Origin of the sequence: Promicromonospora sukumoe, assembly GCF_014137995.1 — a bacterium.
GTDB lineage: Bacteria > Actinomycetota > Actinomycetes > Actinomycetales > Cellulomonadaceae > Promicromonospora > Promicromonospora sukumoe.
In genome coordinates, this window is the sequence record NZ_JACGWV010000001.1 from 3529703 (window position 1) to 3556699 (window position 26997).

19 protein-coding genes are annotated in these 26997 nt (G+C 72.6%); 9 read left to right on the forward strand and 10 right to left on the reverse strand.

Features of this window, described 5'->3' with window-relative positions:
* Positions 1 to 13: 13 nt before the first annotated feature.
* From FHX71_RS15620 to FHX71_RS15630, 3 genes are all read right to left on the reverse strand, one after another.
* Complete coding sequence (locus tag FHX71_RS15620; RefSeq protein ID WP_182617869.1) at positions 14 to 3952, reverse strand: DUF4132 domain-containing protein; 3939 nt, start codon at positions 3950 to 3952, stop codon at positions 14 to 16.
* Positions 3953 to 4212: 260 nt separating this feature from the next.
* Positions 4213 to 5631 (reverse strand): aspartate--tRNA(Asn) ligase, encoded by a 1419-nt coding sequence (gene aspS / locus FHX71_RS15625; protein WP_182617871.1) that lies wholly within the window; start codon positions 5629 to 5631, stop codon positions 4213 to 4215.
* A 292-nt stretch (positions 5632 to 5923) separates the two neighbouring features.
* Positions 5924 to 6874: an alpha/beta fold hydrolase gene (locus FHX71_RS15630; RefSeq protein WP_182617873.1), complete on the reverse strand. Its 951-nt coding sequence runs from the start codon at positions 6872 to 6874 to the stop codon at positions 5924 to 5926.
* 173 nt (positions 6875 to 7047) lie between these two features.
* Between FHX71_RS15630 and FHX71_RS15635 the strand changes: the two genes are divergently transcribed.
* Positions 7048 to 7704, forward strand: a complete 657-nt coding sequence (locus tag FHX71_RS15635) for a biliverdin-producing heme oxygenase (protein WP_182617875.1) — start codon at positions 7048 to 7050, stop codon at positions 7702 to 7704.
* 181 nt (positions 7705 to 7885) lie between these two features.
* Complete coding sequence (locus FHX71_RS15640) at positions 7886 to 9622, forward strand: L-aspartate oxidase (RefSeq protein WP_182617877.1); 1737 nt, start codon at positions 7886 to 7888, stop codon at positions 9620 to 9622.
* A 162-nt stretch (positions 9623 to 9784) separates the two neighbouring features.
* Here the strand turns inward: FHX71_RS15640 and FHX71_RS15645 are convergent, their stop codons facing one another.
* Both FHX71_RS15645 and FHX71_RS15650 read right to left on the reverse strand, forming a co-directional pair.
* Positions 9785 to 10585 carry a cytochrome b/b6 domain-containing protein gene (locus tag FHX71_RS15645; RefSeq protein ID WP_312877061.1) on the reverse strand — a complete coding sequence of 267 codons (801 nt, stop codon included), beginning with the start codon at positions 10583 to 10585 and terminating at the stop codon, positions 9785 to 9787.
* Positions 10572 to 11174: a hypothetical protein gene (locus tag FHX71_RS15650; RefSeq protein ID WP_182617879.1), complete on the reverse strand. Its 603-nt coding sequence runs from the start codon at positions 11172 to 11174 to the stop codon at positions 10572 to 10574. The genes FHX71_RS15645 and FHX71_RS15650 overlap by 14 nt, the downstream gene beginning before the upstream one ends.
* A gap of 290 nt (positions 11175 to 11464) precedes the next feature.
* On the opposite strand from FHX71_RS15650, the gene FHX71_RS15655 reads away from it, so the two are divergent.
* Both FHX71_RS15655 and FHX71_RS15660 read left to right on the forward strand, forming a co-directional pair.
* Positions 11465 to 12040 (forward strand): RNA polymerase sigma factor, encoded by a 576-nt coding sequence (locus FHX71_RS15655; protein WP_220489698.1) that lies wholly within the window; start codon positions 11465 to 11467, stop codon positions 12038 to 12040.
* Entirely contained in the window at positions 12037 to 13092 is a 1056-nt protein-coding gene (locus FHX71_RS15660; RefSeq protein ID WP_182617881.1) for a zf-HC2 domain-containing protein, read from the forward strand. Before FHX71_RS15655 ends, FHX71_RS15660 begins: the two co-directional genes overlap by 4 nt.
* Positions 13093 to 13220: 128 nt before the next feature.
* Here the strand turns inward: FHX71_RS15660 and FHX71_RS15665 are convergent, their stop codons facing one another.
* The gene (locus FHX71_RS15665; protein WP_182617883.1) at positions 13221 to 14300 is read right to left on the reverse strand and encodes a LacI family DNA-binding transcriptional regulator; all 1080 of its coding nucleotides are present in this window, start codon (positions 14298 to 14300) and stop codon (positions 13221 to 13223) included.
* 243 nt (positions 14301 to 14543) lie between these two features.
* Between FHX71_RS15665 and FHX71_RS15670 the strand changes: the two genes are divergently transcribed.
* The 5 genes from FHX71_RS15670 (at position 14544) to FHX71_RS15690 (ending at position 21036) form a co-directional block, all read left to right on the forward strand.
* Positions 14544 to 15803 (forward strand): sugar ABC transporter substrate-binding protein, encoded by a 1260-nt coding sequence (locus FHX71_RS15670; RefSeq protein ID WP_182617885.1) that lies wholly within the window; start codon positions 14544 to 14546, stop codon positions 15801 to 15803.
* A 5-nt stretch (positions 15804 to 15808) separates the two neighbouring features.
* Complete coding sequence (locus FHX71_RS15675; protein WP_220489699.1) at positions 15809 to 17017, forward strand: carbohydrate ABC transporter permease; 1209 nt, start codon at positions 15809 to 15811, stop codon at positions 17015 to 17017.
* A gap of 26 nt (positions 17018 to 17043) precedes the next feature.
* Positions 17044 to 17919: a carbohydrate ABC transporter permease gene (locus FHX71_RS15680; RefSeq protein WP_182618749.1), complete on the forward strand. Its 876-nt coding sequence runs from the start codon at positions 17044 to 17046 to the stop codon at positions 17917 to 17919.
* Positions 17916 to 19955, forward strand: coding sequence for a glycogen debranching N-terminal domain-containing protein (locus tag FHX71_RS15685; RefSeq protein WP_182617887.1), 2040 nt, complete (start codon positions 17916 to 17918; stop codon positions 19953 to 19955). The genes FHX71_RS15680 and FHX71_RS15685 overlap by 4 nt, the downstream gene beginning before the upstream one ends.
* 61 nt (positions 19956 to 20016) lie before the next feature.
* On the forward strand, positions 20017 to 21036 hold the full coding sequence (locus tag FHX71_RS15690; protein WP_182617889.1) for a LacI family DNA-binding transcriptional regulator: 1020 nt from the start codon (positions 20017 to 20019) through the stop codon (positions 21034 to 21036).
* A gap of 196 nt (positions 21037 to 21232) precedes the next feature.
* Here the strand turns inward: FHX71_RS15690 and FHX71_RS15695 are convergent, their stop codons facing one another.
* From FHX71_RS15695 to FHX71_RS15710, 4 genes are all read right to left on the reverse strand, one after another.
* Positions 21233 to 23653 (reverse strand): glycoside hydrolase family 31 protein, encoded by a 2421-nt coding sequence (locus FHX71_RS15695; protein ID WP_182617891.1) that lies wholly within the window; start codon positions 23651 to 23653, stop codon positions 21233 to 21235.
* 58 nt (positions 23654 to 23711) lie between these two features.
* The gene (locus FHX71_RS15700) at positions 23712 to 24533 is read right to left on the reverse strand and encodes a carbohydrate ABC transporter permease (RefSeq protein WP_182618750.1); all 822 of its coding nucleotides are present in this window, start codon (positions 24531 to 24533) and stop codon (positions 23712 to 23714) included.
* Positions 24534 to 24634: 101 nt separating this feature from the next.
* Entirely contained in the window at positions 24635 to 25570 is a 936-nt protein-coding gene (locus tag FHX71_RS15705; protein ID WP_376770133.1) for a carbohydrate ABC transporter permease, read from the reverse strand.
* Positions 25567 to 26841 carry an ABC transporter substrate-binding protein gene (locus tag FHX71_RS15710; protein ID WP_182617893.1) on the reverse strand — a complete coding sequence of 425 codons (1275 nt, stop codon included), beginning with the start codon at positions 26839 to 26841 and terminating at the stop codon, positions 25567 to 25569. Before FHX71_RS15710 ends, FHX71_RS15705 begins: the two co-directional genes overlap by 4 nt.
* Between the last annotated feature and the right edge of the window lie 156 nt (positions 26842 to 26997).

Consider the following 26997-nt stretch of genomic DNA (forward strand, 5'->3'; position numbering starts at 1 on the left):
CGGTGGGTGCTGCTCAGTACTGGCTCTTCTTCTCCCAGTCGGCGTCGAAGACCCCGCCGTCGGCCACGTTCACGTAGTCCCGGTAGGACACCGCGAGCAGCACCTTGGGCACGTCCTTGAGGGCGAGCCGGCCCCGGTCGTCCCACGTCCCGGTGCGGCGGAACACGAGATCCTGGACCGCGGCGGTGATGTTCTCCTCGGGCAGGAACGCACCGGTGAACTCGATCTCGACCGTCAGGCCGAGCGTCGGGTAGTCCTTGGTGTAGGCCGAGAACCAGCCGGCGTCCTCCGCCTGCGACCGCGAGTACCCGAGCTTGGTGGCCCGGCCGCGGATCGTGAACGAGTCGCTGAGCCAGCCCCTGCGGGTGTCGATGACGGTCGCGGTGCCCGGCAGGTCCGGCAGCGCATCGGCCGTGCCCGCGCCCGCGTCAGCGCCGAGGCCCTGGTCGAACAGCGGCGTGATCTCGTAGTCCGCGAGGTGGCCGCGCCAGGCGTCCGCGGCCTCGTCCCCGAGGGTGGCGGCGTGCACGAGCGAGACGCGGGCCTCCGCGGGGAGGGTCACGTCCTCGTCGTCGACGTCGATCAGCGCGCCGCCGTCGCCCGGCCGGAACGTCACGACCGAGCCGGCAGCAGAGCCCGCAGCCGAGCCCTCAGCGCCGTCAGCCCCGGGCACCTCAGCGGCCCACACCAGGCGCGCCGCGAGGCGGGACATCAGGGGGTGGCCCAGCACGAACTCGCGCCAGTCGGCGAAGCTCCACGTACGGCCGGTGACCATGGCCTCCGCGAACCGCTGCGTCTGGAGCGCCACGACGGCCTTCAGCTCGGCACGCGACTCCTTGAGCTGGCGCTTCGCCTCGGCGTACGTCTCGTCGTCGTCGGACGCTCGCTTGGCCGGCAGGGCCTTGACCACCTTGCCCGCGGGGTTGCGCAGCTCCAGAGTGAAGGCCTCGGTGATGCGCCCGGTGACGACGCGCTCGCTCGCGCCCTCCCCGGCACCAGAGCCCTCACCGCCCTCACCACCAGCAGCGGACGGCCCGCCCAGGTCGAGGCGCAGGATGCCGTCGTCGTCGAAGCCGGCGGTCTGCACGGTACGGTCGGCGAGCTGGTCGCCGTCCCAGCCGTTGCGGTCCGCGATGTCCTGGGCGAGCGCACCGGCCGTCTCCTGGACCGTGCGCTGCTTGAACCGGCGCGACACGGCAAGGAGCTGCTGCACCGCGGCCCGGTCGCCGTTGGCGGCAAGCGCCCGCACCAGGTACTCGGCCTGGGCGCGACGACCCTTGTGCGCGGCGAAGTAGTGCTGGGCGGTCGTGGCGAGCCCGGCGCCGGGCATCCCGACGGTCAGCGCGAGCAGGCCCTTCTCCTGCGTGGCCGACCCGAGGTAGGTGGCCTGGTCCTCGCGGTAGAGCCGCTTCCAGAAGTCCTCCACGGTCTGCCCGGCCTGGTCCGCGTAGTACTCGGGGTAGCGCTTGATCGAGGACTGCAGGCCGTCCCAGCGGGACTGCGCGTACTGGTCGGCGTACTTGCGGGAGTTCTCGACGGACGGGTTGCGGGTGTCCTGGGCGACCCAGGCGCGCAGCACGAACGAGCCGAGCGCGCCGCGCGAGGCCGGGTCCAGCAGCCCGACGTACCGGGCGATCAGGCCCTCGCCGCTGGGCGCCTTGAGCTTGGTCGCGAGCACGATCCACCAGCGGACGACGTCCCGGGGAACGACATCGCCGGCCCCAGCACCAGCACCAGCACCAGCACCAGCGGCCCACCGGACGTCCGGGACCTGCTCGAACGGGAACCAGTCGAGGCTCGCCGGCATCTTGGCCTTGAGCCCCTTGGTGGCCTCGGCCTCCAGGATCTCGGGCGCGAGGTCGGCCGAGATGTCGTCGCCGAGCGACTCCAGGGCCGACAGCAGCGCGGCTCGGGCCGCCTCGCGACGCTCCTTCTTCAGGGCGGCGCGCAGGGCCGGCACCGAGGCGGGGTCGCCGATGCGGGCCAGCCACGTCGCGGCCGACGCGCGCACCTCGCTCTTGGTGTCCGCGAGCGCCTGCTCGGCCAGGGGCCGTGCTCCGGCGTGGGCCTCCAGGACCTGCTGCGCGGCGATGCGGTGGGTCTTGCCCGAACCGAGGGCGAGCCCGGTGAGGTTCGGGAGCACCATGGGCGGCACGACGGGGAACTCGCGCAGCACGTCGAGCGCCTTGGCGATGCGGTCGCCGCTGTTCTCGCCCGACTGCAGGGCGCGCTCCAGCAGGTGCGGCCGCTCGGCGAACCAGGGCCAGGACACGGACGTCGTGATCTCCTCCTGTCCCCACCAGCGGTGGAGCACGAGGTCGGTGATGAGCTGCTCGGGGTCCTGGATGCGCGCGCGCACGAGGGCGTCGTGGAGCTGGCGCAGGTCGGTGAGCTCGTCGAGGTGCCCGCGCAGGCTCCACAGCAGGTGGTTCTGGTTGCCGTTGCCGGCGTGCGCCAGCGCCTGGAGCCGGATGTGCACCATGAGGCCCTGCCCGGCGAACGGGTCGCGACGGCGCTCGGTAAGCCACTGGATCAGCGCGGAGGACCGGTACTGCGCGGACTTCTTCTTGCTGGGTGCCCCGTCGGACGGCGCGCCCGGGAGCGCGCCGGACAGTGCGGCCGGGAGCGCGTCGAGGTCTTTCTCGGTGATCTTCTCCAGCCGGTCGAGGTTGCCCTGGACGGACTTGAGGGCCCAGTCCTTGCGGCCTCCGCCCTTGGCCTGCTTCTTCAGCTCCGCGAGGTTGTCGCGCGTCTCGGCGGTCGTCTTCTGGATCTCGGCCTTGAGCTGCGCCAGCCAGGCGTCGTCGAGCAGGACGTCGGGCAGCGGCTGCCACTCGGGCAGCTCGATGTGGACCGGCTCGGCGGGCGTGTCCAGCGCGCGGGACCGCTCGACGGTCTGCTCCAGCAGCTTGGCGCGGGCACTCTGCCCGGCCGCGATCTTGCCGTTCTCGTCGCGCAGCGGGGCGAGCGCCGCCTCGCACGCAGCGAGGCCGCCGTCCAGCCCGGCCAGGCGGGTCACGGCCTCGACGAGGCGGCCCGACGGCGCCGTGGCCAGGTGCGGCGCGAGCAGCGCGACCTGCTGGTCGTCGGAGAGGCGGGCGAGGTCCTTGAGAGCCGAGATCCGCACGCCCTTGGCCTGGTCGACGGCGAGGGCCGCGACGATCTGCGCGAACTCGTCGCTGGCGGCCTCCTGCGTGGAGGTGCGCTTGCCGATCCGGTCGAGCACCTCCTCCTTGCCGGAGGCGCCCAGCGTGGGGACGACGTCGGCCAGGAGCGCGGCGTGCCGCGCGGAGTACTCGTCGAACCCGGGCGACTTGAGGATGCCCTCGCGGGCGTCGGAGTACCAGGAGCGGCCCTTGGCGGAGCGGTGCGCGATGCCGAACAGCACGAGGCGCGGGGCGTCGTCGGCCGGGATGCCGCCCTCGATCGCGGCCTCCTCGAACGTGGCGGGGGTCCAGCGGGTGCGCGTGGCCTGGTCGCCGGAGCCGGACCGGTTCCGCTTCGGCGTGCCGATGTGCCCGACGTCGTGCAGCAGGAGGGAGAACCACTCCGGCGCGCCCGGGATCTCGACGGTGTCGCCGGTCTGCGCCATCAGCCGGGCGAGGCGGACGACCTGGGACATGGCGCCGAGGGCGTAGACGCGGCGGCGGCCGTTGATGCCCTTGTCCTTGGTCCAGTTCTTGTGCTGGGCGGCGACCTTCTTGACGAGGTCGGGCGAGACCCAGCTCGACCAGTAGCTGGTGCGCCCCGGCTCGTCGAGCAGCTTGTCGACGTCGTCCGTGGCGGCGGACGCCAGGCTCGTCAAGATCTCCGGCGTCGTGCCCTCCAGCACGTAGCCCACCGCGTCCTCGTACTGACCGGTGCCGAGCAGCGACAGCGGTGCGAGCGCATCCGCCACGCCTCGCGCCGTCTCGTCGCCGCCCCGCACCCGGTCCATCAGCTCCTGCAGCATCTCGCCCCATCACGTCGTCGTCGGCCCCGGGGCAGAGCTCGCCCCTGGAATGTGTTGCTTTCAGCAGCACGCGCCACAAGTTACTGGTGGCCTCTGACACACCCGGGCGCCGGGCCGGACGCCGGACAAAACGCCCGGGTGAATCGACCGGCCGACCGGCCTGCCGTCGACCGGCAAAGCAGGCCGAACCGGCCGAAACACCGCAAATCAACCGCCCGGACGTGCGACAGTCCTGCGGCAGTTACCAGGGCACGAGACAGCTACGGCACGAGCCGGTGCAGGTCCCGCGGGAACGGAGTCACCTCACGGACGTTCGTCGCCCCCACGAGCCGCGCCACCCAGCGCTCCAGCCCGATGGCGAACCCGCCGTGCGGCGGCATGCCGTGCCGGAACGCCTCCAGGTAGGACGCGTACGACGCCGGGTCCTCGCCCCGGGCCTCGATCGCCGCCACGTAGTCGGCGTACCGGTGCAGGCGCTGCCCTCCCGTGACCAGCTCCAGGCCGCGGAACAGCAGGTCGAAGCTGTTGCTCCACCGGGATGCCTCCGGCCCAGAACCGGGCTCGGGGTGCGCGGACTCAGGGTGCGTGTAGAACGGCCGCTTCGCCATCGGGTACCCCTCGACCGCGACGAAGTCGGACCCGTGCTCGGCCAGCGCCCACTGCCCCAGGGCGCGCTCGTGCTCGGGCGCGAGGTCCGGCTCGTCGGCAGGCGCGCCGACCAGCTCCAGGGCGTCGGCGAAGTGCAGCACCGGGAACCGGTCCGGCACCTTCGGCACCTCGACGCCGAGCCGCTCGGCGGCCCCGGACGCGCGGACGGCGTCGGCCATCCCGGCCAGCACGTCGCGCAGGACGGCCAGCACGTCGCGGTGGTCGCGCACGAACCCGAGCTCGACGTCGAGCGAGCGGTACTCCGCGAGGTGCCGCACCGTGTCGTGCGGCTCGGCCCGGAACACGGGCCCCACCTCGTAGACCCGCTCGAAGACGCCGACCAGCTGCTGCTTGTAGAACTGCGGCGACTGCGCCAGGTAGGCGGGCCGGCCGAAGTAGTCGACGGGGAACACGTTCGCCCCCGACTCCGTGGCCGTGCCGACCAGCTTGGGCGTGCAGACCTCGGTGAAGCCCGCGGCGTCGAGCGTCGCGCGGAACCCGCGCAGGCTCGCGGCCGCGACCTCCCAGCGCGCCTTCTGGGCGGGGTGCCGCCAGGCGACAGCGGCGTGGTCGAGCAGCGTGGGCAGCGCGGCGGTCAGAGTGGGCCGCCAGAGCTCGACGGGCGGGGTCTCGGCGAGGTCCGTGAGCGGCGTGATCACCGGTCCGGACTCGCCGCTTCCGGCGTCGCTCGTCCCAGCACTGGCCGGCCCGGTGATCTCCACGCCGCCGGGTGCCTGCGGGTTCGCGGTGACCGTGCCGTTCACCTCCACGGTGGTCTCCTCGGGCGGCACGTCCGGCGCCCCGTGTCCGACGCCGTCCGGTCCCGCAGCGGTCCGGATCACCACCTGGGCGAGGCCGGTGCGGTCGCGCAGCACCAGGAACGTCACGGTCGAGAGCTCCCGACGGCGGTGCACCCAGCCCTGCAGCCGCACGGCCGTCCCCGGCGGGACGGACGGCAGGTCGCGGGCGAGAGTGCGGGCGGGCGCGGAAACACTCGGGGACGTGCTCGGGTACGGCAAGGGTGGTCTCATCATTCCTCCAGCAGGCGCAGGCCCTGGAGGAGCGGGCGGGGGCTAGGTCGCGGTGCCACCACTCCTTTGCCGGGAAGCCCCGGCCTCTCGTCGGTACGCCGCACGCGCGGGTGGCCGCTCGCCCGGCGGACCGGGCCGAGGTGCGTCACGCCTCACGCTCACCACGGCACACGCTATGCCCGACGGCGTCCGGCCCGCCACAGGTTTGCGGCTCACCACGACAGCACAGCCGCGACGGCACATCCAGAACAGCACGCCAGCAGAGCACGCCGGCACAGCACGCCCGCGCGCGTCAGCCCCGGCCCGCGCCGGCGTCGAGTCCCGCGAGCCACGCCAGCACGGCGCGGCCGACCGCGGCGTCGTCCTCCAGGGGCACGAGGTGACCGCGCCCGGGAAAGGCGACCACCTCGGGGCTGCCGCCGTCGGAGTCCGCGGGCAGGAGGTCGCGCAGCCGTCCGGCCTGCTCGAACGGTATCCACGGGTCGTCCTCGGCCCAGCCGATCCGGACCGGGCAGCGCACGTCGCCGAGCCGGCTCACGATCGGCGCGGTGTGCTCGGGCGAGAGCTGGGCGATCTGGCGGTAGAAGGCAGCCTGTCCGACGTCGTCGAGCCAGGGTTCGGCGAGCATGCCGACGACGTCGGCGGCGAGCGCGTGGTTCGCGGCGCCCGCGATGTACTCCCGGACCAGGGCCCCGTGCAGCGGTCCGGGCACCGCCGCGAACACGGGCTCGTTGCGCGCGACGAGCCGGAAGAACGGCGAGCCCCAGGGGTCGAGCGTCACGATGTCGAGCAGGAACAGGCTGGCCAGGTCGGCGTCCTCCAGGAGGTGGGCGCCCAGCGCGACCGCTCCCCCGACGTCGTGCGCGACGACGTGCGGCCGGGCCGCCGGCCGGTCCACCGAGCCGCCCAGCGACCAGTGCCGCAGCAGCGCGGCGAGCCGACGGCGCTGGGCCACGAGGTCGACCGGCGTCCCGGCATCCTTCGGCGAGGCGCCGTACCCGGGCATGTCCCACAGGAAGACGCGGTACTCCTGGCTGAGCGCACGCGCGACGGGTGCCCAGACCCGCGCCGACCAGGGCGTGCCGTGGCAGAGCACGACGTCGCCGGCCGGTGCGCGGTCCGCCGGCTCCAGCACCCAGGTGGCGATGCGCTCGACGTCGCCGTCCACCTCGACGTCGACGAGGACGGGCGCGGGCAGCGCGGCCGAGAGGGACGCATCAGAGAGGGGCACTGAACCAGGCATCCCCCGACGCTAGCCCGGCGCCTGACGCACGACCTACGACAGGCCCGCCGACGTCGGACAACAACCCTTGACCCCGACGGGTGAATAAGGTGAGGCTAGCCTTACTTCTGTTGCTATGATCGCCGGGTGATGACACATTGTCAGCACGTCAGCACTGCGCCGGAGGAGACCCCGTGAGCCTGCCCGTCGAGGAAACCGCCCCCGTCCCCCTGTCCGCCCTGCTGCGCGAGCGCACTCGTGCCGCGCACGGCGAGGCCAACTCAGAGCAGTTCATCGAGGAGCTCTTGTCCGGCGGGCTGAGCCGCGCCGCGCACGCCGACCTGTCGGCCCAGCTTCTGCCGGTCTACGAGGCCCTGGAGGAGGCGAGCGCCGCGCTCGGCGATGATGACCGCGGCGCCGGCCTCGTCTTCACCGAGCTCGCCCGCGTCCCGGCGCTCGAACGGGACCTGGCCTTCCTGTACGGCCCGGCCTGGCGCGACGAGATCCGCATCCTGCCGGCGACCCACGCGTACGCCGACCACATCCGCGAGGTCGGCGGCAGCCTGCCGCACTACGCCGCGCACTCGTACACGCGGTACCTGGGCGACCTGTCCGGCGGTCAGATCGTCAAGCGGATGATGAAGCAGCACTACGGGCTGGAGGAGGAGGGCGTGGCCTTCTACACCTTCCCCGACATCCCCAAGGTGAAGGTGTTCAAGGACGCCTACCGCGACGCCCTGGACCAGCTCGACCTGGACGACGACGAGGTGACCGCCACCCTCGACGAGACGCTCCTCGCGTTCACGCTGAACCGCGCGGTCTTCACGGAGCTCGCCGAGATCCACTGCTGACGGCCCCACCTCCCGGCGCGTGTCAGACGTACAGGTCACCCTGGTGACCTGTACGTCTGACACGTGCGGCGCGCTGTCGCGTGACGAGCACCTGACATGTCGCCGTCCGACATGTCACAACGTCTGACTTGTCACAGCCGAGAGGGGTCACAACCGGGCGGTCTGCGGTGTCAACTCGAGTATGAACACCACCGAACGTCGCATCTCCACGACAGCGCTCGTCATCGGTACGGGCGGTTCCGGCCTGCGCGCCGCCATCGAGCTCGCCGAACAGGGCGTGGACGTCCTCGCCCTGGGCAAGCGGCCCCGGATGGACGCCCACACCTCGCTCGCCGCCGGCGGGATCAACGCCGCGCTGGGCACCATGGACGCGGAGGACAGCTGGCAGCAGCACGCCGCCGACACCATCAAGGAAAGCTACTTCCTGGCCAACCCCCACACGGCCGAGATCGTCGCCCAGGGTGCCGCGCAGGGCATCGCCGACCTCGAGCGGTACGGCATGGCCTTCGCCCGGGAGGACGACGGGCGCATCTCCCAGCGGTTCTTCGGCGCGCACACCTACCGCCGCACCGCCTTCGCCGGCGACTACACCGGCCTGGAGATCCAGCGGTCCCTCGTGAACCGGGCGACGCAGCTCGACATCCCGATCCTGGACTCCGTCTACGTCACCCGGATCCTGACCCACGACGGCGCGGTGTTCGGCGCCTACGGGTTCGACCTCACGGACGGCACGCCGTACCTGATCCACGCCGACGCCGTGATACTCGCCGCGGGCGGTCACAACCGCATCTGGCGGCGCACGTCGTCCCGCCGCGACGAGAACACCGGCGACTCGTTCCGCCTCGCCGTCGAGGCGGGCGCACGCCTGCGCGACCCCGAGCTGGTCCAGTTCCACCCCTCGGGCATCCTGGAGCCGGAGAACGCCGCGGGCACGCTCATCTCGGAGGCGGCACGCGGCGAGGGCGGCATCCTGCGCAACGCCCTGGGCGAGCGGTTCATGCAGAACTACGACCCCGAGCGCATGGAGCTCTCGACGCGCGACCGGGTGGCGCTCGCGGCGTACACCGAGATCAAGGAGGGGCGCGGCACCGAGAAGGGCGGCGTCTGGCTCGACGTCTCGCACCTGCCGCGCGAGACGATCATGACGCGCCTGCCGCGCGTCTACCAGACCATGCTCGAGCTGCAGATGCTCGACATCACGGCCGAGCCCATCGAGATCGCACCGACCGCGCACTACTCCATGGGCGGCGTGTGGGTGCGGCCCGAGGACCACAGCACCGAGGTCGACGGCCTGTACGCGATCGGCGAGGCCTCCAGCGGCCTGCACGGCGCCAACCGCCTGGGCGGCAACTCGCTCATCGAGCTGCTGGTGTTCGGGCGCCTCGTCGGACGCGCCGCCGCGGCCTACTCCGCCGGGCTGGAGGCGCAGCGCCGCTCGCACGACGCCGAGGCCTTCGCCCGCGCCGAGGTCGCCGACCTGCTGACGGCCGACGGGCACGAGAACGTGCGCGCGCAGCAGCGGGCGGTCCGCAACACGATGACCGAGCACGCGGGCGTCGTCCGCGACGAGGAGGGACTGACCGCGGGTCTGCGCGAGCTGGACGAGATCGAGGCGCGCGCCGCTCAGATCGGCGTGCACCCCGACATCGCCGGGTTCCAGGACCTCGCGCACGCCTTCGACCTCAAGGCGTCGCTCATCGCGGCCCGCGCCACGCTGGAGGCGGCCCGCGAGCGCCGCGAGACCCGCGGCTGCCACAACCGGAGCGACTACCCGGACCTCGACCCGACGCTGCAGGTCAACCTGGTCTGGTCGCCGAAGACCGGCATCGTCCGCGAGGAGATCCCGGAGGTCCCGGCGGAGATCGCGGCCCTGATCGCGGCCCAGGAGGTCTCGACGGAGGGCAAGCTGGTCGAGTAACCCCCCTCCCGTCCCGCCCCTCCCGCCCCGCTTCGGAGCGGCTTCGTTGAGTGCTGGATATTCGCCCTTTTTCGCGCTCCAGAAGGGCGAATATCCAGCACCCAACTTTCGGGGTGGTTTGGGGGCGGGCCGGGTTTGGGGGTCGGGTCAGGTCGGTCGGGGTCAGTGGAGGTGGCGCGGGGTGTGGGTGCGGCCCGTCGTACGTTCGGTCCAGCCAGGCCAGACACGGTGCGCGTCGCGCTCGCGCAGCCGGCCGCCCAGGTGCATCGCCCGCCACACCCCGCGGTACCCAGGCAGGATGCCGGAGGCGATGATCACGTGCCCGACGACGACGGGCGTCACCGCGTACGCCGCCCAGCGGTGCACCGCGGCGAACCAGACGAACGCCGGCCCACCGCTGACGAGCGCCAGCCCCACGCCGGACACGACGAGGACCAGCAGCGTCGCGACGAGCACGAGGTTCGCGACCCGCTGCCCCGGGTCGAACCGGCCCTCGTGCCGCCCGAACCGCCCCGTGAGGACGGCGGCCGGCCAGCGCCGGAACCACGCGCCGTCGCCGTGCTGGAAGCGCACGGACTCGCGCCAGAACGTGCGCCAGCCCTTCGCTCCGACGACGACGGCGAGCACGGTGAGCCCGGCCAGGACCCAGCCCGTGACGGTGTGCACGTCGGTGTCGGACACGCCGGTGATCCGCGCGACGACGCTCGGGTCGCCCTCGTTGCCGAGCAGCAGCCACCATCCGGTGACCAGCAACAGGATCACGGCCACGTAGACGGCGGCGTGGAACCAGCGGGCCACGCGGGGGTTGCGCTCGACCGTCGTCTTGCCGGAAAGGTCGGTGCCGGAATCGTCGGCACCGGAATCAGCCCCAGGCCCGACGTCGCGGCCCGTGGCCGGCCCAGCGGATTCGGCCGGGCCAGCCGCCGGGTCAGCCGCGGAGTCGTGGTGCTCAGTAGCTGCCACCGTCGCCCTCCATACCGCCCGTGCTGCTGTCGCCCGAGCTGCCCGAGCCGCCTGAGCCGGCCGAGCCCACGGTGACGTCGATGTGAGTCTCCACCCCGGCCGCCGAGTGGTCGGCGTTGCGCAGCGAGGCGTCGATCTCGTGCTCGCCGGCTGGCAGGTCGGTCACCTGGACGCTGTCGCCCTCGACCACCAGGTACTGCTGGTCGTCGCCGTCGAAGAAGACGTGCACGTGGTGCTTGCCCGAATCCGTCGGGCCCAATGGAACGCTGGAGGACAGGTCGACGGTGAACGGCACCTCGACCGTGGCTCCGGCGTCGGGTGAGGTGATCTTGAGCGTCATACCGCCGCCCCCGCCGCCCCCGCTGGAACTGCCGGAACTGCCGGAGTCGCTCGAGCTGCTGGAACCGCCCGAGCTGCCCGAGCCGCCCTGGTCGCCGCCACCTCCGTAGCCGCCTCCGATGCCACCGCCGCTGCCGCACCCCGCCAGGAGCAGGAGGCTCAGCGCCGCCCCGGCGGCGAGCCGGGCGCTCCGGCCTCCGCGTACTCCCCTTGCTCCCCGGTCTGCGAGTGCTCCTCGTAGTCTGGACATGGTTACCTCCTCGGTCCGGGTCCGCTCCCGGCCCCTGTCGAACCGGGTACGTCCGGGCGCCGCTGACGACGTCCGTCATCTGTTCCTACGCGGCGGGGCGCCCAGCGGATCTCTCGCACCGCGCGACGGTCGAAATCGCGAAGGTCGAAATCGCGAAGGTCGAAATCGCGGCGGTCGAAAGTCGCGGCGGTCGGATATCGCACCGGTCGAACATGTGCGGCCGAAGATCGGAGCGGTCGAATATCCCAGGGTCGAGATCCGGCAGCGGGTCCCGGTACGTAGGGAAGGACATGACGGCATCGGACGAGGCGCTCCTCGCCGGGATGGCCGCGGACGACCCGGACGCGGCGGCCGTCTTCGTGCGCCGGCACCAGGCGCGGGTGTACGGGCTGGCGCTCTTCGTGGTCGGTATCCCCGCGGTCGCCGAGGAGGTGGCGCAGGAGACGTTCGTGCGCGCCTGGCGGCACGCCGACGGGTTCGACCCGCGGCGCGGTCGGGCGACGACGTGGCTGCTCGCGATCGCCCGGCACGCCGCGATCGACGTGCTGCGGATGCGGCGTGACGTGCCCGTGGACCCGGTGGTCATGGCGGACCGGATCGCGGCGCACAGCGCGGACGCGACCGCCGCCGACCCCGACCGGCTCGCGGACCAGGTGGCGACCGGCGCCACCGTGAACGCCGCGCTGGCGCACGTGCCGCGCGAGCAGGCGACGGCGGTGGTGCTCGCGGCGGTGTTCGGGCTCAGCGGGTCCGAGGTGGCGCAGCGGACCGGTGTGCCGCTCGGGACGGCCAAGACACGCATCCGGCTGGGGCTGCGGCACCTGCGCGACGAGCTGGCGAGCAGCCGGGAGGTGGATCGGTCATGAGCGGGACGGGTACAGGCGGGACGGGTACTGGGGGGACGGGCATCGGGGGGACGGGCACAGGCGGGACCGACCGCTGCGCCGAGCTGCGCGATGCGCTCACCGAGGTGGCGCTGGGCGTCGCCGACGGCCCGACGCGCGGCGCCGTCATGGAGCATCTCGCGACGTGCGACCGCTGCCGCGACGAGCTGTCGTCGCTGGCCGCGGCTGCCGATGAGCTGCTGCTCCTGGTCCCCGAGCGGGAGCCCCCGGCCGACTTCGAGGGGCGTGTCCTGGCGCGGCTGGGCGCGTCCGAGGGCGTGCGCGAGCGCGGGGACAAGGCAGGAACCGGGAACTGGACCGGCCGTCCCGGGGCAGGCACGCGCCCGGCTCGCAGCCGCCGACACAGCGACACCCAGCACAACGACGACCCGGGCCCGGCGACCGTCCGGCGGCATCGCGCCCCGCGCGCCGTCGTCGCCGCGGCCCTCGGGGTAGGCCTGCTCGCGGCGGGCGGCGCGAGCGTCTGGGTCGTCACGGCGCCGGACCGCGAGCTGGCCTCGTCGTACCGCGCGACGCTCGACACGGCGGGCGGCCGCTACCTCGCCGCCGCCGACCTCGTCACGAATGCCCCGACGGACAACTCAGCAGACGGTTCAGCGGGCGGTTCAGTCGACGGCGCGACCAACGGCTCGGCAGGCGACGCGGCGACGTCGGTCGGCACCGCCTTCCTCTACGAGGGCAACCCCTCCTGGGCCTACGTCGTCGTGCGCGACGCCGGAACCGCGACCCGCTACGACGTCACCGTGGTCGCGGCGGGCGACGCCGACGGCACGAACACCGTCGCGCCCTACGGCAGGGGCGTCCGCGCGACGGAGCCCGGACACACGAACTTCGACCGCCGGACCACGGACACCGGGACGCCGCCCGACCGCGAGATCGCGCTCGGCTCGTGCGTCGTGACGACGGGCACGTGCACGGCGGGAGGGGTGCTCGGCGTCCCGGTACGCGACGTCCTCTCGGTCCGCCTCACGACCCCGGACGGCACGACCTGGGCCACGGCCTCGCTCCCCTGACCCAGCCTGCCCAAACGGCGTCGTTGAGTGCTGGGTTTTCGCCCTTTTCGGGCCGCGGAAGGACGAATATCCAGCACTCAACGAGGCCGTTTGGGCGGGTGGGGCTGGGTGTTCGGCGGGTTGGGGGGTCAGGGGTTCGCGTGCGTCTTTCGGACGACGAGCCGTGGCTCGACCAGCACGTATTCCGGCTGCTCGGCGGGGTCACGACGGATAACGACGCCGCCCGTCGGGCCCATGAGCAGGTCCAGGACCCCGGCCGCGACCTGCTCCGGGAGCTGCTCGACGCTGCTGATGCCCAGGGCCTCGGCGGCGGGGGTGTTGTCGAACCCGACGACGGGCAGGTCCGGCCGGCCGAGCGCGGTCGCCGCGAGGTGCGCGCCGATCGCCAGGGAGTCGCTCACGCAGACGACGGCGTCCACGGCGGGGTCGGCCGTGAGCGCTGCGCCGGTCAGCTCGCGCGCCAGGCCGACGCTCTCCTCGGTGTGCCACCGCGGCCCGGCCGAACCGGCGCCGGCCATCGCCTCGCTCCAACCACGGGCACGGTCGTCGCCGGTGCCCGAGCCCTCGGGCCAGCCGAGGAAGGCGATCCGCGGACCGGCCTCGGCGAGCAGGTGCCGCGTCGCGGCACGCGTCCCGGCGGCGCCGTCGACGTCGGCCCAGGAGTGCGCTGGCTCAGAGTGCGCAGGTTCAGCATGCGCCGGTTCGCCGTCAACCGCGTCCCCGCCCGCCACGCCGTCGGCCCGCCAGGGGCGGCCGAACGAGACGAAGGGAACGTTCCGCGCCTGGAGCCAGGTGGTGCGCGTGTCCTCGTGGGAGGTGCCGGTCAGGACGACGGCGTCGATCTCGCCGCCGTCGACGAGGTCGCCGATGCGCTCGATCTCCTCGCCGGGCGTGCGCGCGGCGTAGAGCAGGACGCGCATGCCGCGCTCGCTGGCGCGCTCGGTCAGGGCGTGCACGAATCGGTCGAGCACCACGCCGGAGATGCCGCCCGCGTACGGGTCGAGCCGCACCCCGATGGTCGAGCTGCGCCGGGTGCGCAGGCGGCGGGCGGCGGCGTGCGGGCGGTAGCCGAGCTCGGCGATGGCACGCTGGACGCGCTCGCGGGTGGGGCCGCGCACGATGTCGGGCGAGTTCAGCACGTTGGAGACGGTCTGGCGCGAGACGCCGGCCGCGCGGGCGACGTCCTCCACGGTGGGGGCCTTCGTCATCGCGCCCCCTCCCCTGTACGTCGTCGGACCTGTGCCGTCGTAGTGCCTGCGCTGTCATGAACCGGACACGAACCGGGCTACCCCGCCCGGCAGTGTCGTGAATGTTCGGAACGTCATCTTAGGTGCGCCGTCAGTACCCCGGTCCACCTTGACACAGCACCCGAGCTCTCCATAGCCTCCTGCACAGCATAATTTGATCGTTCAAACTGCACCACACACGTGGCTCATCAAGGGAGAAGAGACATGACACGGCCCATCTCGCGCAGGCTCGCCGGCGCAGGCGCGTTCCTCGTCGCCGGCGCGCTGACGCTCACCGCCTGTGGCGGCTCCGGCTTCGAGGACACCGCCGACGCACCGTCCGCGGGTGCCGAGGAGCTCACCAGCTCGGACGACGCGCTCTCGGTCCTCATCGGCTCGTCCGGCGACGCCGAGACCGACGCGGTCACCGAGGCCGTAGCGGCGTGGTCCGAGGAGTCCGGCGTCGAGGCCGAGGTCCAGGTCGCCAGCGACCTGCCCCAGCAGCTCTCGCAGGGCTTCGCGGCCGGCACGCCCGCGGACCTGTTCTACCTCGCCCCGGAGGCGATCGCCGGCTACGCGGACAACGGTTCGCTCCAGCCGTACGGCGACCTCCTGGCGAACAAGGACGACTTCTACCCGTCGCTCGTGGAGAACTTCACGGTCGACGACACGTTCTACTGCGCGCCCAAGGACTTCTCCACGCTGGGCCTGGTCATCAACACCCAGCTCTGGGAGGACGCGGGCCTGACGGACGCCGACATCCCCACCACGTGGGACGAGCTGGCCGACGTCGCCAAGACGCTGACCACCGACGACCAGGTCGGTCTCTCGTTCGGCGCCGAGTACCAGCGCGTGGGCACCTTCATGGCGCAGGCCGGCGGTGGCCTCGTGGTCGACGGCGAGCCTGTCGCCAACAGCGAGGGCAGCGTCGAGGGCCTGACCTACGTGCAGAGCCACCTCGAGGACGGCACGTTCGCCTACGCGGCGGACCTCGGTGCCGGCTGGGGCGGCGAGGCCCTCGGCAAGGAGCTGGCCGCGATGGTCATCGAGGGCAACTGGGTCACCGGCGCGCTCACGAACGACTTCCCCGACGTCGAGTACACGGTCGCCGAGCTGCCCGCCGGCCCCGCCGGCCCGGGCACCCTCCAGTTCACGAACTGCTGGGGCATGGCCGCCGACAGCCCCAACCAGGAGGCCGCGCTGAGCCTGGTGGAGCACCTGACGAGCACCGAGCAGCAGCTCGCGTTCTCCGAGGCGTTCGGCCCGATGCCGTCCATCGAGTCGGCCGCCGCCGACTGGACCAGCGCCAACCCGGACCTCACCGCGTTCCTGGACGGGGCCGCCTACGCGCAGTTCCCGCCGAACTGGGCCGGCGCCACCGACGTCATCACCGACCTCAACGCGCAGCTCGAGTCGCTCAAGACCGGTGACGCGCAGGCGATCCTCGACACGGCGCAGTCCAACCTCGAAGCGATCGCCGAGTAGTCACGATGTCTCTTCTCGCGACGCCACGCGACGCCGGATACCCTGCCGGGCCTGACCAGGCCCGGCAGGGTCCCGGTCGCGGGATCCGGCGCGGCGAGGCCGTGGCCGGCTGGCTCTTCACGCTGCCCGTCCTCGTGATCCTCGGCGTGTTCCTGCTCGTGCCGGTCCTGATGGCCCTCTGGGTCAGCTTCTCGGACTGGTCCGGACGCGGCAGCCCGCTGTCGTCCGGCGTGGGCTTCGTGGGGTTCGACAACTATGCGGCGGTCACCACCGGCGGCGGGCTCGCCGAGCGCGACTTCGGCATCGCCCTGCGCAACAACGCCTGGTACGTGCTGCTGGTCGTGCCGCTCCAGACGGCGCTGGCGCTGTTCCTGGCGGTGCTCGTCAACCGCGCCGTCCTGCGGGGCCGCGGCATCTTCCGCACCGCGTTCTACTTCCCGTCGGTCACCAGCTCGGTGGCGATCACCGTGCTGTGGCTGTTCCTGTTCTCGACGTCGGGCGTGGTCAACACGGTCCTCGCCCGGCTCGGCATCGCCGGGCCCAACTGGTTCAACGAGCCGAGCGGCGTGCTGCACAACCTGCTGCGCGTGTTCGGCGTGCAGGGCGGCCCCGACGCGCTGACCCAGCACGGCTTTCTCGGCGTGACCTGGTGGGACTGGCTGGCCGGTCCGTCCGTGGCCATGTCGGCGTTCGTGCTCATGGCGATCTTCACGACCAGCGGCACGTTCATGCTGCTGTTCATCGCCGGCCTGCAGAACATCACCCCCGAGGTCGAGGAGGCAGCGATGGTCGACGGCGCCAACGGCTGGCAGCGCTTCTGGCGCATCACGCTCCCGCAGCTGCGGCCCACGCTGTTCACGGTGCTGACCCTCGGCCTGATCGGCTGCTGGCAGGTCTTCGACCAGATCTACACCGGCACGCAGGGCGGCCCCGGCAAGACCACGCTGACTCCCGCGTACCTCAGCTACCAGTCGGCGTTCCTGTCCCAGGAGTGGGGCCAGGGCGCGGCGATCGCGTTCATCCTGTTCGTCATCATCGTGCTGCTGACGATCCTGCAGCGGTTCGTCCTGCGCGAGAGCCCGGACGTGCCGCGCAAGGCGCGGCGGGCGGCCGCTCAGCGGGCCCGACGACGCGCGGCCGCGGCTGCTGCCGCTGCCGCCCCTGACGCCACCCCGGACTCCGGCCGGACCTCCCCGACGGAGGACCCCCGATGAGCCTCGCCACCACCGCCCGCCCGCCGATGGACGCGCCCCGCAGCGCGCCGCGCCGTCGGGTACGCCACCTGTCCCGCAAGGCCCTGACCTGGCAGATCGGCCTCTACGCGCTGCTGGTGCTCCTGGCGCTGGTCTACGTGTACCCGTTCCTGGTCCAGCTCGCGACGTCCGTCAAGACCGAGGCCGACGCCGCCGCCGACCCCGTCTCCCTGGTCCCCGACCCGCTGACCTGGTCCGCCTACGGGCGCCTGTTCCTGCGGTCGGACTTCCCGGTGTGGTTCGCGAACTCCGCCGTCGTGACCGTGCTGGTCACGGCCGGGCGCGTGTTCTTCGACTCGCTCGCCGGCTACGCGCTGGCCCGGCTGCAGTTCCGCGGGCGCGGCGTCGTCTTCGCGGCGCTCGTCGCCGTCATGGCCGTGCCGACCGTCGTGCTGTTGATCCCCAAGTTCCTCGTGATCAACCAGCTCGGCATCTACGACTCGTACGCGGGCATGGTGCTGCCGCTGCTGGTCGACGCCGCGGGCGTGTTCATCATGAAGAACTTCTTCGAGTCGATCCCCGCGTCGGTCGAGGAGCAGGCCCGCATCGACGGCGCCGGCACGTTCCGGATCTTCTGGTCCGTCGTGCTGCCCATGGCCCGGCCCGCCCTGGTGACGATCGTGATCCTGTCGTTCCAGGGCTCCTGGAACGAGCTGAGCCACTTCATCGTCGCCGCGCAGTCCCCCGAGCTGACGACCCTCACCAAGGGTGTCGCCTCCCTGGCGAGCGGCCAGCTCAGCCAGGGCAGCCAGTACCCGATCAAGCTCGCCGCCGCGGCGATCATGACCATCCCCGTGGCGGTCGTGTTCTTCGTGTTCCAGCGACGCATCATGAACACCAGCGAAGGAGCCGTCAAGGAATGACGCCCAGCACGACGCCGTCCACCACCCCGTCGCCGCAGCCGGCCCAGCCGTTGCAGCCGCTGCTCAGCGACGCCGTCATCGCCCTGCGCGCCCCGACCCAGGTGTGGTCCGGGCGGGACGGCGACCTCGGCGCCGCGCCGATCGACGGCGTCTACCACGGCGACGTCCGGCACGTGCGCGGCCTGGTGCTGGAGTGCGCCGAGTCAGCCGTGGAGTACATCACGGTCGCCCCGGACAGCGCCTCGCACGTGGTGTTCGGCGGCCTGCTGCGCGGCGCCGACGACACGACGCCCGACCCCAAGGTGCGCCTCGTGCGTGACCGCCGGGTCGCCGACGGGTCGCTCGCCGAGACCTGGACCGTCGCCTCGCACCTGACCGCGCCGACGCGCGTGACGCTGCGGCTCCGGCTGCGGCCCGACTTCGCGACGCTGCACGAGGTCAAGGCGGGGCTCGCGGGCGGTGCTGATGCGAGCGGCACCGGCACCTCCCCCGCCGTCACCGTCGCGGAGGGTTCGGCGACGGCGCGCTCGGGCGGCGCCTCCTTCACGCTGACCGCCGACGGCGCCACCGTGACCGTAGGCACGGACGGCGAGATCGAGGCCGTCTGGGCCCTGGACGTCCCGGCCCGCGGCGAGGCGCAGGCGGCCTGGTCGCTCGCCCTGCAGGACGACACCATGGTGGTCCGCGGCGCCTCCGGCGACTGGCTGAGCTCCGGCTCGACGGTGGGCACGTCGGGCATCACCCTGCCCGACGGCGCCGACCCGCGCCTCGGCCGCTGGCTCGACACGGCCCTCGACGACCTCGACGCCCTGCGCCTGACCCTGCCCGGCCACCCCGGCGACGAGTTCTTCGCCGCCGGCGCGCCCTGGTTCTTCACGCTGTTCGGCCGGGACGCGATCTGGGCCGCCCGGCTCGCGCTTCCCCTCGACGTCCGCGTCGCGGCCTCCACGCTGCGCGTCCTCGCGCGGCTGCAGGGCGCCGCCGACGACGCCGAGACCGCGCAGGAGCCCGGCAAGATCCTGCACGAGCTGCGCGCGACGCCGCTCGAGATCCCCGGCGAGGGCGTCGTCCTGCCCCCGCTCTACTACGGCAGCGTCGACTCGACGCCGCTGTGGGTCTGCCTCCTCGCCGACGCCTGGCGCGCCGGTATGCCCGACGACGAGGTCGCCGCCCTGCTGCCCACGCTCCGCGGCGCGCTGACCTGGCTGGTCGAGCACGGCGACAGCGACGGCGACGGGTTCCTCGACTACATCGACCGCACCGGGCGCGGGCTGGCCAACCAGGGCTGGAAGGACTCCGGCGACTCCATCCAGTGGCGGGACGGCGCCCTCGCCGACGGCCCGATCGCGCTCTGCGAGGTGCAGGGCTACGCGTACGAGGCGGCGCTCGCGGGCGCGGACCTCCTGGAGGCGTTCGACCCTGACTCTTCCGGCACCGCGGCTTCCGGCACGACGACGTCGGACCACCTGCGCCCCGCCGCCCTGCGCGCCTGGGCCGCCGACCTGCGCACGCGGTTCGCGGCGTCGTACTGGGTCGAGACGCCCGAGGGCCGGTACCCGGCCGTCGCGCTGGACCGGGACAAGCGCCCGGTCGACACGCTGACGAGCAACATCGGGCACCTGCTCGGCACCGGCATCCTCGACCCGGCCGAGGAGGAGCACGTCGCGGGCCTGCTGCTCGGGCCGACGATGTCGACCGGCTTCGGCATCCGCACGATGTCGACGGGCGCGGCGGGCTACTGGCCGCTGTCGTACCACGGCGGCAGCGTCTGGACGCACGACACCGCCATCGCGGTGCACGGCATGCACCGGGCCGGGCTCGCCGGCCAGGCGCGCCAGGCCGTCGACGGGTTGCTCGCCGCGGCCGAGGGCTTCGAGTACCGCGTCCCGGAGCTGCACGGCGGCGACCCCGCGACCCGCGCCGGCGTCCCCACGCCGTACCCGGCGGCGTGCCGCCCGCAGGCCTGGTCGGCGGCGGCGGCGATCACCTGCCTGGCGGTGTCGAGCACGTCGGCCGTGGACGCCGTCGTCGGCTGACCTGCTTGGACGGTCAGGCCCGGTTCCGAGCGCGGGACCGGGCCTGATCTAATCTTTCGTCATGAACCGGGTGACCCTGCAGGACGTCGCGGATCACGCCGGTGTCTCCATGAAGACCGTGTCCAACGTGGTGCGCGGGTACCAGCACGTCAGCCCGCGGATGCGCGAGCGCGTGCAGGCCGCGATCGACGAGCTCGGGTACCGCCCCAACCGCACCGGCCGCAGCCTCGCGACGGGCCGGTCGAGCATGCTCGGGCTGGCCTTCCCGGACCTGCGCCGGCCGTACTTCGCGGAGCTCGCGCACGTCTTCGCCCGGGTCGCCGAGGCGCGCGGCTACCGGCTGCTGCTCGCGGAGACGGGCGCGACGGCGGACGGCGAACGGTCCGTGCTGCGCGACCCCGAGGCCGGGATCATGGACGGGATGGTGCTGCAGCCGCAGGTCCTGACCGCCCGCGACCTGGACGGGGAGCGGCACGGCCTGCCCATCGTCTTCCTCGGCGAGGACCCGCAGCCCGACGGCGCGGACCAGGTCGCGATCGACAACGTCGCCGCGGCCAGCGACGCCGTCGGGCACCTGGTGCGTGCCGGACGACGCCGCATCGGGTTCCTCGGTCACGAGACCGACCACGTCTCGTGGACCTCGACGCTGCGGATGGAGGGCTACCGGGCCGCGCTCACCGAGGCCGGGCTGCCCGTCGACCCGTCCCTGCTCGTCGCGCGGCGGCAGGACGGCGACGCCCGCGACGCCGAGGAGGCCCTCGCCGCCGCGCTGGACGCCGGCCTGGAGCTCGACGGGCTGCTGTGCCGCGACGACCTCGCGGCGATCGGCGCCCTGCGCGCGCTGCGCCGGCACGGCCTGGACGTCCCGGGCGACGTCGCCGTCGTCGGCTGGGACGCCATCGAGCTCGGCGCGAGCACGGCGCCCAGCCTGACGTCGGTCGCGCCCGACACCCGCGAGCTCGCCGAGCGCGCCCTCGACCTCCTGCTGGAACGACTGGAGGGCTACGCGGGCCCGGGCCGCCACGTCACGGTGGGCCACACGATCCGCTACCGCGAGAGCGCCCCGGAGCTCCCCCGCTAGACACGGCCGGCTGGTCGACAGGTGAGTTTCCAGGGGTGGCCGGGTGGGCTGAACTTCGTTCGCCTGGGACCCTGAAATTTCACCGCGACCGGACAGTCCGGGACAGCCGGAGAGCTCGGGGCTCAGCCGTCCGAAGTTCAGCCCACCCGGCACCCTTCGTCTGTCATCGTGTCGCCGGCCGAGCCGGATCCGACCCTCAGCGGGCCGACGGGTCGACCGCCGCGAGCTGCTCCACCAGGGCCGCGCGTACCGACTCCGGCAGGTCGACGGCGGCGAGCTCCGCGAGCTTCTGGGCGACCGGGCGCGTGCTGCTGACGATGTCCCAGGCCTCCAGCTTCTCCGGGTTGCCCGACTGCGCCGACTCCAGGACGACGCGCGCCGCCTCGGTACGGTCCGAGCCGACGCGCAGCGGGCCGCCCTCGATCCGGACGACGATCTCGTCCGCCGCGGGCCCCGACGCGCGCACGCTCCACCGGCCGTCGACGCCGTCCACCGGCACCGCGACGCCGTTCACCGTCACCGGGCCGGCGGGGATGCCGGCCAGGAACGTGACGGTCCAGTCCCGCTGGGCGGGCACGGCGCTCGCGTCGCCGCGCACCGGCTCGATACGGAACTCGCCGCGGTCGCGGTCCCAGCGCAGCGCGGTCGTCGCCGCGGGTCCGGCGCTGTCCGCACTGGCTCCGGCACCGGCCGCCCCCACCCCACCGTCCTCGACGTCCTCCCCCAGCACCAGCTCGCCCGACGCCCCCGGCGCCACGAGCACCTCCAGCGCCTCGGGGTTGCGCGTCGCGTCCAGGTCGGTCCCGGCGTCGAGCGGCAGGATGCCGCCCGCGCGCAGCAGCGCCGGCACGGAGCCGAGGGTCCGGTGCATCTCGACGGTGCGTCCGCCCTGGTAGACGGCGTCGGTGAAGATGTCGGTCCACAGCCCCTCGGGGAGCCACACCCGCGTGCTCCCCCGCAGCGACTCGGCGTCGCGCGGCGCGGTGATCGGCGCGACCACGAGCTCGCTGCCGAACGCGTACTGGTTGGGCACGCGGTAGGCCTCGCCGCGCCGCGGCTCCAGGTGGTACATCGGCCGGACGAGGGGTACCCCCGCGGCGGCACGGTGGTTCATCGTGTGCAGGTAGGGCACCATGCGGTGGCGGAACCGCAGGGCGTCGTCCATCGCGGCGCGGTGCTCGGGCGGGAACACCCACGGCTCCTTGCGGATGAACGGGTTGTTGGCCGAGTGCAGCCGCATGATCGGCGAGAAGACGCCGAACTGCACCCACCGGGTCGCGAGCTCGTCGTCGCGCACGCCACGCGTGTGCCCGCCGATGTCGTGGCTCCACCAGCCGTAGCCGATGTTGGCGGCGGTCGCGGTGAACTCGGGCTGGAACGCCAGCGACTCCCACGAGACCACGGCGTCGCCGGAGAAACCGACGGCGTACCGGTGGCTGCCGGGGCCCGCGTACCGGGAGAACGTCATGCCCGGCTTGCCGTCGCGGGCGGCGTCGAGGTGGTGGAAGTGGTTCAGCACCCACAGCGGGTCGACGCCCGTCATCCCGGAGGTGCGGCCCTGCTGCCAGTCGATCCACCAGAAGTCGACGCCCTGCTGCTCCAGCGGGTGGTGCAGGTGCTCGAAGTACGCCCGCAGGAAGGCCGGGTCGGTCGGGTCGAACGGGAGGGGCTGCTCGGTGTCCGGGTCCACGCCCAGGGCGCGGGCCATCGCCGGGTAGGCGTCCTCGAAGGCGCGGACGCCGTCGGCCGGGTGCAGGTTCAGGGTGGTGCGCAGTCCCCGCTCGTGCAGCGCGCCGAGGAAGGCGTCGGGGTCGGGGAACAGCGTGGGCTCCCAGGAGTAGCCGGTCCAGCTGCTGCCGAAGCGCTCCGGCACGGAGTCGACCCGGTGCCAGTCCATGTCGATCACGGCCACGGAGAACGGGATGCCCTCGCCGGAGAACCGGTCCATGAGCGCCAGGTACGACTCGTCGCTGTACGGGTGGTAGCGGCTCCACCAGTTGCCGAGCGCCCAGCGCGGCAGCCGCATCGGGTGGCCGGAGACCCGGTACAGGTCGCCGACGGCTTCGGCGTAGTCGCGGCCGAACGCGAACACGTACAGGTCCTGGCGGCCGGGCACGCGGGAGCCCACCCAGCCGTCGTCCTCGAACAGGAACGACGTCGAGTCGTCGACGACGCCGATGCCGTCGGGCGCCACCACGCCGGGTTCGAGCTCGGCCCGGCCGTCGACGTCGTCCAGCGTGCGGGCGGTGCCGCCGAGGTCGCGCGTCGGCTCGCCGTACCGCCAGCGCCCCGAGTCGCGCCCGAGGATCTCGACGACGAGACCGCTCGCCGTGAACTCCCCGCCGTCGTACCGCAGCCGGGCGCGCGCGGTGGTGAGCACCACGCCGTCGCCGACGCGCTCGACGGCGAACTCCGCGGGCGGCAGGTCCCGCCGGATCGCGAACGTGGAGGCGCGGTCCTCGAACCCGCCGTCCGCGGACCGCTCGATCCGGAAGACGCCGTCGCTCAGCACGGTGATGCGCCAGCCAGCGCCGAGCACCTGCTGCTCGGGCAGCGCGCGGGGCGCCGCCTCCGGCAGCGGCCGGACGACGGACAGGCTGTCGACGATCTCTGACATGGAACTCCTCGGTGCTTTTCCGGCTCGGTGCTAGCTCGATCTCGGGCCCTGCGACAGCTCAGCTCTTGACGGCGCCCTGCGTCACGCCGCTGATCACCCAGCGCTGCGCGAACAGGTAGGCGATGATGCTCGGCGCCATCGCCATCAGGTACGACGCGAAGGCGACGTTGTAGTTGGTGCCGAACTGGCTCTGGAAGATGTTCTGCACCACGGGCAGGGTCTGCAACGTGGGGTCGGACATGATGAGCGACGGCATCATGAAGTCGTTCCAGGACGCCAGGAACGCGAAGATGCCGACCGTCGCGTTCATCGGCCCGAGCAGCGGCAGGATGATGCGCCAGAAGATCTGCCACGTGCTCGCGCCGTCGATCCGCGCGCTCTCCTCCAGCTCGATCGGGATGGAGCGCAGGTACGCGGTGTAGAGCAGCACGCTGAACGAGAGCTGGAACATCGCGTGCAGGATGCCGACGCCGAACGGGTTGTCCAGGCCGGTCAGGGCCGTGAGCTGGATCTGCGGGAGCGCGACGACGGGGAACGGCAGGAACAGGGCCGCGAGCAGGTAGATCATCGACCAGCGGAAGAACCGGTGCGACCAGTTCCGCGCGATGGCGTAGGCAGCCAGCGAGCTGAGGAACAGCGTCAGCACGACGGCGATCGCGGCCACGGCCAGCGAGATGCCGAACGAGACCGGGAACCGCGTGAGCGTCCAGGCCTCGGCGAAGCTCGCGGGGTTGAACGGGGCCGGCAGGGAGAACGCGTTGCCGTCCGCGGACTGGCCGCTCGTCTTGAACGCCATCGACAGCGTGACGTACAGCGGCACGAGGACGGTGAGCGTGGCGAGGCCGAGCAGGACGGTCAGCGGCCAGCTCGTGCGGTGCACGCGGCCGGGCCGGGACCACCGGGCGGAGGGCCGGCCGGCCGGCCGCGGGCCAGAGCCCGGTCCGGGGCGCGGGCCGGCCGCGCGGGGTGCGTCGACGGTGCTCACAGCTGGACCGCCCTTCCTCGGGTGGCGACGATCTGGGCGACGGAGATGAGCGCGGTGACGACCAGGAACACGGTGGCGTTGGCCATCTGGTAGGCGTAGTCGCCGCCCGTGAAGCCGCCGAAGATCGTCATGGCGACGCTGCTCGTGGCGGTGCCGGGGCCGCCCCCGGTCAGGCCGACGATGACGTCGTACACGCCGAGGTACCCCTTCACGCCGAGGATCGTGTTGATCAGGATGAAGCCCGCGATGAGGGGCACGGTGATGGACCGGAACTGCCGCCAGGGCGTCGCGCCGTCCAGTGCGCTGGCCTCGTACAGGTCGCTCGGGATCGACGTGAGCCCGGCGGTGTAGACCAGCAGCGCGCCCGGGATGGTCTGCCACGCGGACACGATCACGATGGACAGCCAGGCCAGGTCGGGGTTGCCGAGGATGCTCTCCTCGAGCGGCCCGAACCCGACCGCCGTCGCGATGGCCGGCAGCGAGTTGGAGAACAGGAAGTTGAACACGTACGCGACGACGATCCCGGAGACGACCATCGGGATGACGAACACGGTGCGCAGCGTCGTCGCGAAGCGGATGCGCCGGGTCAGGGCGACGGCGAGCGCGAGCGCGACCACCTGGGCGACGACGACGGTGACCAGCGCGAACCCGAGCGTGAAGCCGTACGACTCCAGGATGCGCGGGTCGCTGAACAGGGCCGCGTAGTTGCTCAGTCCCAGGAACGACCAGTCGCCGAAGCCGACGTAGTCGGTGAGGCTGTAGAAGATGCCGATCAGCGCCGGGACGATCACGAACGCCGTGAACACGAGCAGGGTCGGCACCAGGAACACGTAGTACAGCGGCTCGACCCGTCGCTGGGTCGTGCGCCGGGACGTCGTCGTGCCCCGCGCCGTCGTCGTGCCACCGGGCTGGTACATCGTTGTTCCACTCATACCGTGGCCTCCCGTCCCGCGAGCCGACGCCAGTCGGCGTCGAGCTGGCGCAGCATGCCCTCGAAGTTGCCGCTGCGGATCGCGGACTGCAGGTAGTTCCCGAGCGGGATCGACGCCGGCACGAATGTCCCGGCCCCCTGGTAGAACGCCGCCCGGTCCACGTAGTCCTGCAGCCCGGCGAGCCGCTCGTCCTGCTGCGGCGGGGCATCCGTCAGCGTCGAGTAGGCGAGGTTGTCGCTGTTGTACGCGTTGATGATGTCAGGCCGCATGAGGAACTCGACCAGCTCGCGCGCCTCGTCCTGGAACCGGGACGCCGTCGGGATCCACAGGCCGAGGTCGATGTTGACCCGCGCCTGCCGGTCGTCGGGGTTCTCGGAGACGGGCAGCGCGAAGGTGCCGATCTCCAGGTCGGGGTCGACCAGCGCGATCTGGCTCAGCGCCCAGGGACCCTGGAGGTACATGGCGGCCTCGCCCTTGCCGAACGCGAGGTTGCCGTCGGCGTAGGCCCGCACCGCGTGGTCCTTGTTGAAGTACGACGAGATGGTCTTGGCGCGCTCCATCGGCACCGCGAAGTCCTTCTCGAACGAGACCTCGGAGTCCGGCCCGACGTCGGTCCCGAGCTCCTTGAGGCGGCGGAAGAACTCGCCGGGGGCCACCAGGCTGCCGACCGAGTAGTCGAACAGCCCCTGCCAGAGCGTCCAGGTGTCGCGGTCGGTCGCGTAGACCGGCGTGATCCCGGCGACGACCAGCTCGTCGCAGACGTCGACGAACTGCGACCAGGTCTCCGGCACGGGCAGGTCGTGGTCCGCGAAGATCTTCTTGTTGTAGATGACGCCGGCCGCGGCGAGCGAGTACGGCAGCACGCTGGTGCGGCCCGGGTAGGTGGCGTACTGGTCGGTGAGCTCGCCGATGTCGGTCCGGACCGTCGGCGCCGACGGGAGGTCGGACAGGTCGCCGAGCACGCCGCGCTTGATGTAGCGGGCCAGCTCCAGGTTGTCGTTGAAGCAGCCGACGTCGGCAGGCTCGTTGCGCACGAACTGCGGCGCGATGGCGACGGTGCTGTCGTGGATCACCGTGATGCCGGGGCGCTCCTTCTCGAACCGCCGCAGCAGCTCGTCGAAGTACGCGATGACCTCCTGCTTCTGCTCGTAGAAGCGCAGGGTGACGCCGCCACCGCCGGCACCGCCGCCGGACGACGAGGAGGGCGCGCAGCCAGCCACGCCGAGCGCGACCATTGCGGCGGAGCCGGCCAGAAAGGAACGTCGGCTCACCGGGGCGGAACGACCAGGACCTGGACTCACGCTGCATCTCCCATGCTCGAACTCCGTTGCTCGCGGCGACCGTCGGAATTTACAGCGCTGTAAATGATCCGTCAAACATCCGGCGGTTCCTACGCGCCCCGCGCGGTTCAGCGCGGCACGGCGTGG

What these genes read in the sequence shown, in the direction of transcription:
- FHX71_RS15620 (WP_182617869.1), bottom strand. Translation starts at nt 3,952, where the DNA reads ATGCTGCAGGAGCTGATGGACCGGGTGCGGGGCGGCGACGAGACGGCG.
- aspS (WP_182617871.1), bottom strand. Translation starts at nt 5,631, where the DNA reads ATGAGACCACCCTTGCCGTACCCGAGCACGTCCCCGAGTGTTTCCGCG.
- FHX71_RS15630 (WP_182617873.1), bottom strand. Translation starts at nt 6,874, where the DNA reads ATGCCTGGTTCAGTGCCCCTCTCTGATGCGTCCCTCTCGGCCGCGCTG.
- FHX71_RS15640 (WP_182617877.1), top strand. Translation starts at nt 7,886, where the DNA reads ATGAACACCACCGAACGTCGCATCTCCACGACAGCGCTCGTCATCGGT.
- FHX71_RS15650 (WP_182617879.1), bottom strand. Translation starts at nt 11,174, where the DNA reads ATGTCCAGACTACGAGGAGCACTCGCAGACCGGGGAGCAAGGGGAGTA.
- FHX71_RS15655 (WP_220489698.1), top strand. Translation starts at nt 11,465, where the DNA reads ATGACGGCATCGGACGAGGCGCTCCTCGCCGGGATGGCCGCGGACGAC.
- FHX71_RS15660 (WP_182617881.1), top strand. Translation starts at nt 12,037, where the DNA reads ATGAGCGGGACGGGTACAGGCGGGACGGGTACTGGGGGGACGGGCATC.
- FHX71_RS15665 (WP_182617883.1), bottom strand. Translation starts at nt 14,300, where the DNA reads ATGACGAAGGCCCCCACCGTGGAGGACGTCGCCCGCGCGGCCGGCGTC.
- FHX71_RS15670 (WP_182617885.1), top strand. Translation starts at nt 14,544, where the DNA reads ATGACACGGCCCATCTCGCGCAGGCTCGCCGGCGCAGGCGCGTTCCTC.
- FHX71_RS15675 (WP_220489699.1), top strand. Translation starts at nt 15,809, where the DNA reads ATGTCTCTTCTCGCGACGCCACGCGACGCCGGATACCCTGCCGGGCCT.
- FHX71_RS15680 (WP_182618749.1), top strand. Translation starts at nt 17,044, where the DNA reads ATGGACGCGCCCCGCAGCGCGCCGCGCCGTCGGGTACGCCACCTGTCC.
- FHX71_RS15685 (WP_182617887.1), top strand. Translation starts at nt 17,916, where the DNA reads ATGACGCCCAGCACGACGCCGTCCACCACCCCGTCGCCGCAGCCGGCC.
- FHX71_RS15690 (WP_182617889.1), top strand. Translation starts at nt 20,017, where the DNA reads ATGAACCGGGTGACCCTGCAGGACGTCGCGGATCACGCCGGTGTCTCC.
- FHX71_RS15695 (WP_182617891.1), bottom strand. Translation starts at nt 23,653, where the DNA reads ATGTCAGAGATCGTCGACAGCCTGTCCGTCGTCCGGCCGCTGCCGGAG.
- FHX71_RS15705 (WP_376770133.1), bottom strand. Translation starts at nt 25,570, where the DNA reads ATGAGTGGAACAACGATGTACCAGCCCGGTGGCACGACGACGGCGCGG.